Source organism: Clostridium sartagoforme AAU1 (genome assembly GCF_000401215.1).
GTDB classification, from domain to species: Bacteria; Bacillota; Clostridia; order Clostridiales; family Clostridiaceae; genus Clostridium; species Clostridium sartagoforme.
This window is the reverse complement of record NZ_ASRV01000176.1, coordinates 1-11,551: the sequence shown is the minus strand read 5'-3', so window position 1 is coordinate 11,551 and position 11,551 is coordinate 1. Positions and strand designations below refer to the sequence as shown.

The 11,551-nt window shown below is 27.5% G+C and carries 8 protein-coding genes, 1 tRNA gene and 2 pseudogenes; 8 read left to right on the top strand and 3 right to left on the bottom strand.

The window, feature by feature from the left end:
- Positions 1–84 precede the first annotated feature (84 nt).
- The 6 genes and pseudogenes from A500_RS14385 (at position 85) to A500_RS14365 (ending at position 8,123) form a co-directional block, all read left to right on the top strand.
- Positions 85–1,137, top strand: coding sequence for an ABC transporter substrate-binding protein (locus tag A500_RS14385; RefSeq protein WP_016208294.1), 1,053 nt, complete (start codon positions 85–87; stop codon positions 1,135–1,137).
- A gap of 153 nt (positions 1,138–1,290) precedes the next feature.
- Positions 1,291–1,848, top strand: a complete 558-nt coding sequence (locus A500_RS14380; protein ID WP_016208293.1) for a DUF3867 domain-containing protein — start codon at positions 1,291–1,293, stop codon at positions 1,846–1,848.
- Between the two features lie 218 nt (positions 1,849–2,066).
- Positions 2,067–3,622: pseudogene (locus A500_RS14375) on the top strand (ABC-F family ATP-binding cassette domain-containing protein).
- A gap of 161 nt (positions 3,623–3,783) precedes the next feature.
- Positions 3,784–3,939, top strand: coding sequence for a hypothetical protein (locus A500_RS20480; protein WP_157453671.1), 156 nt, complete (start codon positions 3,784–3,786; stop codon positions 3,937–3,939).
- A gap of 139 nt (positions 3,940–4,078) precedes the next feature.
- Positions 4,079–4,534, top strand: a pseudogene (locus A500_RS20075) (DUF4269 domain-containing protein); the annotation flags it as partial.
- Positions 4,535–4,925: 391 nt separating this feature from the next.
- Positions 4,926–8,123 carry a carbohydrate binding domain-containing protein gene (locus A500_RS14365; RefSeq protein ID WP_016208291.1) on the top strand — a complete coding sequence of 1,066 codons (3,198 nt, stop codon included), beginning with the start codon at positions 4,926–4,928 and terminating at the stop codon, positions 8,121–8,123.
- A gap of 158 nt (positions 8,124–8,281) precedes the next feature.
- Here the strand turns inward: A500_RS14365 and A500_RS14360 are convergent, their stop codons facing one another.
- Positions 8,282–8,917 (bottom strand): hypothetical protein, encoded by a 636-nt coding sequence (locus A500_RS14360; RefSeq protein WP_016208290.1) that lies wholly within the window; start codon positions 8,915–8,917, stop codon positions 8,282–8,284.
- Between the two features lie 69 nt (positions 8,918–8,986).
- Positions 8,987–9,062, bottom strand: a tRNA-Met gene (locus A500_RS14355).
- Positions 9,063–9,344: 282 nt separating this feature from the next.
- Between A500_RS14355 and A500_RS14350 the strand changes: the two genes are divergently transcribed.
- Complete coding sequence (locus tag A500_RS14350) at positions 9,345–10,106, top strand: GNAT family N-acetyltransferase (protein ID WP_016208289.1); 762 nt, start codon at positions 9,345–9,347, stop codon at positions 10,104–10,106.
- 157 nt (positions 10,107–10,263) lie between these two features.
- Entirely contained in the window at positions 10,264–10,800 is a 537-nt protein-coding gene (locus tag A500_RS14345) for a TraR/DksA C4-type zinc finger protein (protein WP_242835140.1), read from the top strand.
- Positions 10,801–10,910: 110 nt separating this feature from the next.
- On the opposite strand, the gene A500_RS14340 is transcribed toward A500_RS14345, so the two are convergent.
- On the bottom strand, positions 10,911–11,513 hold the full coding sequence (locus A500_RS14340) for a DapH/DapD/GlmU-related protein (protein WP_016208287.1): 603 nt from the start codon (positions 11,511–11,513) through the stop codon (positions 10,911–10,913).
- Positions 11,514–11,551 lie beyond the last annotated feature (38 nt).

Here is an 11,551-nt window from a genome sequence, read left to right as displayed (position 1 = left end):
TTTTTAACTTGCAATTGTTAAATTTATCTTTATAATTATTTTTATTGAAGAATAGTTATTATATAGTGAAAGGACGATAAATAAATGAAAAGATCAATTAAAATATTTGCTATGATATGTAGCATGATTTTTACATTTACTTTATTTGCAGGATGTCAAAAAAGTAATAAGAAAAGTATTAATGTCTTAAATTATGGGGAAAACATAGCGGAAGGCATAATAGAAGAGTTTGAAGATAAATATGATGTAAAAGTTAATTATAAAACTTTTGATGATATGGAAACAATGTATATAGAAGTATCTTCAGGGAAAACTAATTGGGATGCTGTTTTAGTAGCAGATTATATGGCAGATAGAATGATACAAGAAGAATTACTTCAAAAAATAAATAAAGATAAAATACTAAATTTAAAAGAAATGAATGAAGATGATATGGGACAACCATATGATCTTAGTAATGATTATACTGTTCCATATATGAATGGAACAATAGGAATAATATATAATAAAGATTTAGTTAGTGATAAGGTAGATAGTTGGGATATAATGTGGAATGAAAAGTATAAAAAACAAATTTTTGTTTTAGATGCTCAAAGGGATGCTATAGGAATGGCACTTAAAAAACTTGGATATTCATTAAATACTACAAATGAAAAAGAACTTGAAGAAGCTAAAAATTTATTAATAAAACAAAAGCCATTAGTATTAAAATATGGTGCTGATGAAGTTAAGGATTTAATGACTTCTGGGGAATCTGCAATTGCTATGATATGGTCAGGAGAAGGTTTAACTTTAGCTGATGAAAATGAAAATCTAGAGTATGTGATTCCAAAGGAAGGAGCAAACTATTGGTTAGACTCATGGGCAATTCCAACTAATGCAAAAAATAAAGAAATGGCAGAAGAATTTATAAACTTTGTAAGTAGTAAAGATAACGCATATAAAATAGCAGAAGAAATAGGTTATACAACTCCAAATAAGTTAGCTAAGGAAGAACAATCAGAAGAAGTTAAAAATAATACTGGTGCATATATGCCTAAGGAAGTTATGGAAAGATGTGAAGTATATAAATATCTGCCACAAGAAAAATTAAGATTATACGAAGATGTTTGGAATGCAGTTAAGGCTGCAAACTAGCTTATGGGTAGGAAATATATAGTGATAACTATATATTTTAAAATAAAGTGTTCTTAAAAAAATATTAATATTGTATTAAGTCAATAGAATAAAATTTATAGTAATAGTATAATATTAGTAACATCCATTAAGAATATAGGAGTTGATCATGTTATGGATAAGATAATAGATTTCAATGAATTAAAAAACAAAGTGAATGATAAAGATGTAGACAAATTTGAATCCTATATATATTCATTATATTATGATATGTCTTCTGGAAAGTTAAATATGGCAGACTTCACGAAAAAGATGACAGAATACATGAGTGAAAACAACATATCACAAGATAAGTTTTTAAAAATGCAAACTAAGTTAATGGAGAGATATGGATTTGATGCTTCATCTATTGAAGAACAAATAAAATCATTAGGATTAAATAATATTATTCCTGGTACAGGAGATGTTGAAAAAGTAAGAAAGACTATGAGCTTTCAAGAAAAATATAAAGATAGAATAAAAGTAACAACTGTTAATAATTACTATATAAAAAATGATAAAAATGATGTAAAAATATTAACAGAAGAAGAAAATGTTATTTTAAAAAGCTTTGGTAAAGTTGATTTAAATGATTTAGAATTAAATGATTTTTTATGTTCTTATAAAAAAGTTATTGATAATACTACACTAAAAATATCTATTTGCGAAAATGTAAAAGAATATGATTATTAAAGATTAGTTGACAATTGAGAATGGGCAGTTAACAAAGCTAAGTAATAAACTTTGTTAACTGAAACTTTCAATTGTCTATTTTTTTTATTCTTTAATAAAACTTACATATGTCCTTTTTCTTATGGAGTTTTATAATATTATAGTTTATAATATTTAAGTGCGTAAAAATGAAATTAAGATTTATTATAATTTTAATATAGAATACTCAGGAGGATGAAATGAGCGTTTTAACAGTTAAAAATATTAGTCATGGCTTTGGAGATAGAGCTATTTTTGAAGATGTATCATTTAGATTATTAAAGGGAGAACACGTTGGTTTAATTGGAGCTAATGGTGAAGGAAAATCAACTTTTATGAATATAGTTACAAATAATCTTATGCCTGATGAAGGAAAAGTTATTTGGTCAAACAATGTTAGAGTTGGATATATGGATCAACATGCAGCTTTACTAAAAGGCCAAAGCATAAGAGATGCTTTAAGAGATGCATTTAGATACTTATTTGATTTAGAAACAGAAATGAATTCTTTATATGAAAAATGGGGGATTGTACTCCAGAAGAATTAGAGAAGATGCTTGAAAGAACAGCAGTAATTCAAGATTTATTAGACCATAATGGATTTTACATAATAGATGCAAAGGTAGAAGAAGTAGCAAAGGGACTTGGATTATTAGATTTAGGCTTAGATAAAGATGTTGATGATTTATCAGGTGGACAAAGAACAAAAATACTACTTGGAAAGTTATTGCTTCAAAATCCAGATATATTACTTCTAGATGAGCCTACCAACTACTTAGACGAAGAACATATAGAATGGCTTAAGAGATATTTAAATAATTATGAAAATGCATTTATATTAATATCTCATGATATACCATTTTTAAATTCAGTAGTTAATTTAATATATCATGTTGAGGAAAGGAAGTTAACAAGATACGTTGGAGATTATTATGAATTTAAAAGATTATATGAAGAAAGTAAGAAAAGATTAGAAGCGGCATATGAAAAGCAACAAAAAGAAATAGCAAGATTAGAAGATTTCGTTGCAAGAAATAAAGCAAATGTTGCAACAGCTAATATGGCTAAATCAAGACAAAAGAAGCTTGATAAAATGGAAGTAATAGAGCTTTCAAAAGAAAAACCAAAACCAGAATTCAGCTTTAAAATAGCAAGAACAGCTGGAAAAACAATATTTGAAACAGAAGATTTAGTTATAGGATATGATTCACCTCTTACAAAACCATTAAACCTTTATATGGAAAGAGGACAAAAAATAGCTTTAGTTGGAGCAAACGGACTTGGTAAATCAACATTACTTAAAAGCTTGCTAGGAATACAACAGCCACTATCAGGAAAAGTTCATAGAGGAGACTATCAGCATATAGGTTATTTTGAACAAGAAGATAGAAGTGGAAATACAAATACATGCATAGAAGAGGTATGGCAAGAGTTCCCAAGTAAAACACAATACGAAATAAGAGCAGCACTTGCTAAATGTGGATTAACAACAAAGCAATTAGAATCAAAGATAATGGTATTATCAGGTGGAGAAGCTGCAAAAGTTAGATTATGTAAAATATTAAATACAGAAACCAATATACTAATCCTAGACGAACCTACCAATCACTTAGATGTAGATGCAAAAGATGAATTAAAAAGAGCATTAAAAGAATATAAGGGCTCAATTTTACTTGTATCCCACGAACCAGAGTTTTATAGAGATGTAGTTACAGAAATATGGAACTGTGAGGATTGGACAACTAAAATAGTATAAAAAATTTTTAAGAGTTAGCTTGTTGCTAGCTCTTTTTGACAGTAAATTAACAAATATTGGATAGCTTTTGGCATTAAAGAGTAATTATAAACGCTGATTTATTGACAAGTATTACTGGTATGACAAAATATAATTGATAATATTTTTCAATACTATGGGTTATGTTTAAAGATTTTTTTAATAAGTATAAAGATTATGCTAGTGATTATAATGGGGGAGTATATAGTAATATACCTATGGTTAGTTACTCACTATATGAGTTAGGTGTTCCTCTTAATGAAATAGAACAATACTTAGATAAAACAATTGAAAGTTAAATTTATAGAAAAGGCAGCATAAGAATATGAAAAAGAATTTTATGAACCTTGATTATTTACAATTTGGAAATAAGAAACAACAAAAAGCTTTTAAATTATTAACTAATATAAAAATATTTAATATACTAAAAAGTATAATCCAATTTTAGTAGGAACTATACCAATAGAAATTGACATTTATGGTAGTGATTTAGACATTATTTGTGAAGTATATAATATAAATGAATTTGAGCAATTAATTCTGAAGAAATTTTCAAGTTTTAATAAATTTAAGATAAATAAAGTAAATGATGAAGTTTTAACAGTTAATTTTCTTATAGATGATTTTGAAATAGAGCTATATGCACAAAACATAAAATCTACAGAACAAAATGGATATAAACATATGATAATTGAAGATAGAATATTAAATTTAGGGGGAGATTTATTAAAGAAAAAGATTATTGATTTGAAAGAAAATGGTTTAAAGACAGAACCTGCATTTGCTAAAATTCTAAACTTAAAAGGAAATCCATATAATGAATTGTTAAAGCTTGAAAAGTTAGATGATATAGAAATAATGAATTTACTAGAATCGAGAGTTCATTTAGATTAATATAAGAGTGTTTATAAAATATTAATTTTGTAATATAGCATAAAAATCCATAGAATATATTTAAATTGGCTATGGATTTTTAATTTACAAAAAAAGTAAATAATTTTTAAAAAGCATTTACAATAAAAAATATAGAATATATAATATAAATGTAAACAGTTACCTAATTAAAGATAAAAACTAAATCGGTTTCGAAAATATATTTGGATTTAATATATTTGGATTTAATATATTTTTTAAATTTTTTCGAAACTGGTTTCGAAGATGATATTTAATATACAAAAGATAGATTAAGATAAAATTGGAAGGAGGTAATTATAAGAAATAAATTAACATATGTATGATAGTATTTTAAAAATAAAAGAGAATTGAGGATGGGAGTAGTAAAATAATGGAGAAATCAAAAAAGAAAATTAGAAGATACTTAGTTGGAGCCTTAGCTCTAAGTGTATTATTAAGTAATTTCAAAATTGTTTTTGCAGAAACTATTTCAGAAGAAAATAACCAAAGTGAAAAGTGGAAATTAAAATGGTCAGATGAATTTAATGAAGATAGCTTAAATATGGACAATTGGACCTATGAGATAGGCAATTGGATATTAGATGAAAATGGGAATAAAGTATCACAAGGGTGGGGAAATAATGAAGCTCAATATTATACTCAAGGAGAAAATCTTTCTATAAAGGATGGAAATTTAGTAATTACTGCAAAAAAGGTGGATAAAGAAAAAGAGAAGTACGATAATTGTAATTACACATCAACAAGAATTAAAACAGAAGATAAAGTAACTGCTAAATATGGAAGGATAGAAGCTAGAATTAAAATGCCAAAAGGAAATGGAATATGGCCGGCCTTTTGGATGATGCCTAATGATGATAAGTATGGTGTATGGGCAGCTTCTGGAGAAATAGATATAATGGAGGCAAAAGGAAGAATTCCTAATGAGGTTAATGGAACAATACATTATGGAGGAATATGGCCAAATAATAGATATAGTGGATCTCATTATAGATTTGAAGAAGGTACAGATATAACAGATTTTCATGATTATGCAATTGAATGGGAGCCAGGAGAAATTAGATGGTATGTTGATAATGAATTATATCAAGTACAAGATAATTGGAATACTTACGGCAAAAATGAAGATCTTAAATATTCTTTTCCAGCGCCATTTGATCAAGACTTTTATATTATTTTAAATTTAGCAATTGGTGGGAATTATGATGGAGGCATACTTCCAGAAAATGATTTTAGTTCAGCTGAAATGCTAGTTGATTATGTAAGAGTATATGATAAAGCTGATGGATATGAATACAAAGACCCTAAAGAACCAAACATAGAAAAAGGTGAATTGCCGGAAGGCTCAAAGGAAGCTATAGATGGTAATTATATATACGATACAAATTATGAGAATGGATTTAATAAAATAATAAATGGAGATGAAGCTTTTTCCAATACATGGAACTTATTAACTCTAAAGCAATTTGGTGGAGAAGCATCTATATCTACAGATAAATTAGATAATACTACCTTTGCTAAAGTAGATATTAGTAAACCAGGATCAGAAGTTCATTCGATTCAGTTAATTCAATATATAACTTTAGCAAAAGGAAGGACTTATAAACTATCGTATGATGCTAAAGCTTCTTCTAACAGAAATATTTCTGTTAAAGCATCGGGAGGAGAAGAAAGAGGGTGGACAACATATTCTAATGTTTATTCAGATTCATTAACAAATGATGTAAGTCATTTTGAACATGTATTTACAATGGCACAAAACTCAGATGTAAAAGCAAGACTAGAGTTTAATGTTGGAACTTCTAACCCATCTGTATGGATAGGAAATGTAAAAGTTGAAGAGTTTGAAGAAAGCATAGATTATAATGCACCTAAAAAGCCATTAAGTGACGGTAATCATATTTATAACGGGACTTTTGATAAGGGGTTAGTTGATAGAAAAACTTATTGGAACTTATCAGGTGATGCAAACTATTTTGTTCCTGAGAGTAGTAGAAACTTATGTATAGATGTAAAAAATAATACTAATAATTATGAAGATGTAGTTTTAAATCAAAAAGGAATAATGCTAGTTGGAGAAGCAAACCATACTTTAACTTTTAATGCAAGAGCAGATAAAGATAGAGATGTAAAATTAGTAATGAAAGATAGTAATGGTGATAATGTATTAGAAAAAACAATATCATTAGAAAAGGAATTGAAAGAGTATAATTTAGAATTTAAATTTAATACTAGCGGTATAGATAATAATGGAACAATAGAATTTTTATTAGGAGGAATTGAATCTCAAATAAGCATTGATAATATAGAACTTAAATGTGATGGATTACATGAACCACCTAAGGATATAGAAAAATTCTTAATAAAAAATGGTGATTTCAAAAATGGACTTGAAGAATGGAAAGCTTGGAATTGGGAAAAAAATGATGATTTTATAAATGATATTAAAGTAAAAGATGGAAAAGCTGTTATAGAAGTGCCTAAAGTAGGTGAAACAGGAGATGCTTCTCAAACCTGGGGAGTACAGTTTAAACAAACAGATTTATTATTAAATAAAGATATAGAATATGAACTTTCTTTTAATATAAGCTCAAGTATAGATAGAGAGTTAGAAGTTGTATTACAAAATTCAGGATACTATAGAGTTTTTGAAAAGAAAATATCAGTATCTCCTGAAGTGAAGGAACACAAATATACATTTAAAGCAACAGGAACCGAAGCTGTTGAATTAAACTTTTTATTAGGTAAATTTGGAGATTATAATACTCATGAAGTATCTATAGATAATGTAGTATTAAAAGTTGAAGGAGCCGTGGAAGAAAATCCTGAAGATAATGTAGTTAAATTCCCATTAAGTAATGGAAAGTTTGATAATGGGCTTGAAGGTTGGAAAGCATGGAATTGGATTAAGAATGATAATTTTATTTCTGATGTAAAAGTAGAAAATGGCGAAGCCATAATACCAATACCAGAACTTAAAAACAATGGAATAGAAACATGGGCAGTACAATTTAGACAAACCAATTTACCATTGACTAAAGATATAGAATATGAAATATCTTTTGATATAAGATCCAACATAGATAGGGAATTAGAAGTAGTAGTACAGAACTCAGGATATTATAGAGTATTTGAGGATAAAATATCGGTATCACCTGAAGTGAAAAAATACGAGAATACCTTTAAAGCTACAGGAAGTGAAATTGTAGAGTTAAATTTCCTATTAGGTAAATTTGCTGAATATTCTTCACATGAAGTATATATAGATAATGTAGTACTAAAGGTAAAAGGGGCTGAAGAAAATCCAGGAGAGAATCCAGGGGAAAATCCAGGAGAAAACCCAGGGGAAAACCCAGGAGAGAATCCAGGAGAAAACCCAGGGGAAAACCCAGGAGAGAATCCAGGAGAGAATCCAGGGGAAAACCCAGGAGAGAATCCAAAGAACTCAGGACAAAATTTGGAAAAATCAGGAACTCTACCTGACACAGGAAATGAAACAGTTAATACATCAATAGGAATATCAAGTATAATTTTAGCTTTGGGATTAATTTTAATAAAGAAAAAAAGATAAAAATTATCAAAATGGAGTAGAAATGACTTCTATAGATTAAAGAAAATATTTTGTGAATGTATAAAGCAAGTGAAGATCCTAAAGTTAGTTTTTTATATCTATATAAATAATAAGATGAGAAAAGTTCAGTAACGAATACTGAACTTTTCTTTATAATACTATTCTATTACTTTGTTTTCTAAGTTGTTACGTCTACAATCTAGAGGATTTAGGTTTATGTGATGTACGACTTCAGATTCATTAGGATTCATTATAAACTTATCTAAATGAATTCTTCCTTGAGGAGTATTTGCAACAACCATTACAACTCCATTTTTCTTATATTCAACCCAACTTAAATCTTCGGTAATAACATTATTTAAATCTTCATAAGAAATTAATGCTCTAGAATGTGGGATGCCATATTTATTAGTTAAGATGATAGCTATTGTATTATCATCAAATTTTTCATATTGATTTTGCTGAGATCTTGATACTATTTCTAAATTCACTTTTCTGTTATCTAGCATATTTCCATTAATATGTTTAACAGGAGCTTTAGGATTAGTATTTAAAACAGCTGTTTGAAGACTTTGCTTAACAGGTTTTGTACCTTTTGATTTACGGATATTTTGAATTGTATAGGCATTAAAGTCTTTATGCCATTCAGCAAACCAAGTTCCCATAGATTTAATTCTTTCAACATCATCAGTATCTATTTGGAAAACTAATTCACTTCCATCTTTTTTTAAAACAGTGGCATAAGCAATATGCCCTTTAACATCAAATTTATTTTCAAAAGCTTTATAATTCATTAAATATGTACCTTCCTTCATAATAATAATTTTTAAATAACAAAAAACCCTACAGTAAGAGTAAGGTTTTGGTTGCGGGAGCAGGACTTGAACCTACGACCTTTGGGTTATGAGCCCAACGAGCTGCCAACTGCTCCATCCCGCGATATTAAATACATACAAGTTTTTCTAACTTGTATCCTTAGTATATGCTTAATAAGGAGCAATGTCAAAGTTATATAACATCATATTATGGCATAGGATCACAAGAGGTATCTTAGAATGTCATATGATATCAAATACTACCAAATAAGAAGAAGTATTTAAAAACCTAATATTTTTAATAATACTTGATAAGTGTATAATAATATCATATAGATAAGATAGAACTGTTAATATTTTATATAATTTAAAAATTTATAGCTTAAAATTAAGGAGTAGAGAATATATGGAAGATAATAATGTTTTATTTAAAGTAAAAGAACAACTTGCAAAGGATTATAATTGCAAGATTGAAGAGTTTAATAATAATAATGAAAATCTAATTACAGAACTTAAGATAATGGAAGGTAGAAGAAAATATAGTAATGATAAGGAAATATTAAAGATACTTATAATTAATGGAAAGGCAGTTATATCTGCAGATAATTGTATTAAGGATTGGTGTATTGAAAACTTATCTAAAATTCCTGGAGAATGGATGTTTTTATATTCAGTTCTAAGAAGAATAGATAAAAAGTTAAATGAATTTGGTTATGAAATAGAAAATACACATCACTATTATTTACCAAACAATACTAACAATATAGATATTAATGACTTTAAATTAAAATGGTATGAAAAAGATGATATATTTCAATTTAAAGGTGATGATAGATTTGATGAAGCCTTTGCTTTTAATAATAATTATCCGGATACATTAGCAGTTGCAGCTATAGATGATAATGGAAATATTTTAGGTATGGCAGGTGCTAGTGAGGATTCAGATATTATGTGGCAAATTGGGGTAAATGTTTTACCAGTAGCTAAGGGTAAAAAAATTGGAAGTATAATAGTACAAGCTTTAAAAAATGAAATATTAAGAAGAGGAAAGATACCTTTTTATGGTACTATCGAATCTCATATAATTTCACAGAAAGTTGCATTAAAGGCAGGTTTTTATCCAACTTTTGCAGAAATAAAAGTAAGAAAATTAAAAAATGAAAAATAATAACTCTATAAAATAATGTACTAAAAAATCATCTTTTAGGAAGAATATAATTAAGCATTACTTTTGAAAGGATGATTTATATGAATAAAGAAGAATTAACATATTATAAAAACAAACTTAACCAAGAAAAAAGAGAATAACAGATCTTATTAATCAATTGGATAGTAATGGGATGACTAAGTTTAATGCAGAAGTTGCAAGTGAATTATCATTTTATGATAATCATCCATCTGATATAGCAAGTGAAACCTTTGAAGTTGAGAAAGGCAGAGCGCTTGAAGCAAATGAGATGTCATTATTAGATAAGATAGATGATGCGTTAAAAGCTATAGATGAGGGAAGTTATGGTAAATGTAAAACCTGTGGGAAAGATATAGATAAAGGTAGATTAGAGTTTTTACCATATGCATTAAATTGCATTGATTGTGAAGATGTTATTAGTACAATAAAAACTTATAATTCTAATCAAAGAGTAGTGGAAGAAAGTGTAATTGGACACCCATTTGGTCATAAATCAAAATGTGGTGATAAAGATGAAATAGGATTTGATGAAGAAGATAGTTATCAATCAGTTGGAAGGTTTAATGAAATAAGAAATTCTTCAGAATATGAATATGATTATGATGATGATACTTATGTTGAAGAAGTTGAAAAAATAAGTAATGAGCAATATAAAAATCAACTACCTAATTAAATTTTATTAGAAATATAGAAATTTTATATATTAAAAAATAGCAGCTAATTTTGACAATATAAAAAATAGCAGCTATTTTTTTAATTTTAAATAAAACAATAGAATATATTTTAAATATCATCTACTTTTAAGTCTTTATAATAATACTTCCTATCTCTATCAGTAATAGGTCTTAATACTTTACAGGGATTTCCTACAGCTACTACATTTTTAGGGATATCTTTTGTAACAACACTACCAGCACCTATTACAGAATTTTCTCCAATAGTTACTCCTGGTAAAATAACAACATTACTTCCTATCCAAACATTGTCTTCTATTTTAACTGGAAAAGAAAATTGTTCACCATTTTTTCTTAAGTCAGGATGAACAGGATGTCCAGTTGTGGAGATTGTAACATTTGGTGCAAACATAACATTATTACCTATAAATATATTAATATCGTCAACTAATACAAGGTTAAAATTAGCATAAAAGTTATCTCCAATATATGTACGATTACCATAAGCAACTCGTAAAGGTGGTTCAATCCATATATTTTTACCAACATGTCCAAATAACCTTTTCAAGATTTCATTTCTTTTATCTTCTTCACTTGGGCGGGTAAGATTATAATCATAAACTAGCTCTTTTCCATAAAGGCGTTCTTGTGGGAGCCCTTCTTCTAAATCTGTATAAATTTGTCCATTTTGCATTCGTTCTCTTATTCCCATTTTTAAACCTCTCTAAATTATAATAATTTTAACTATAT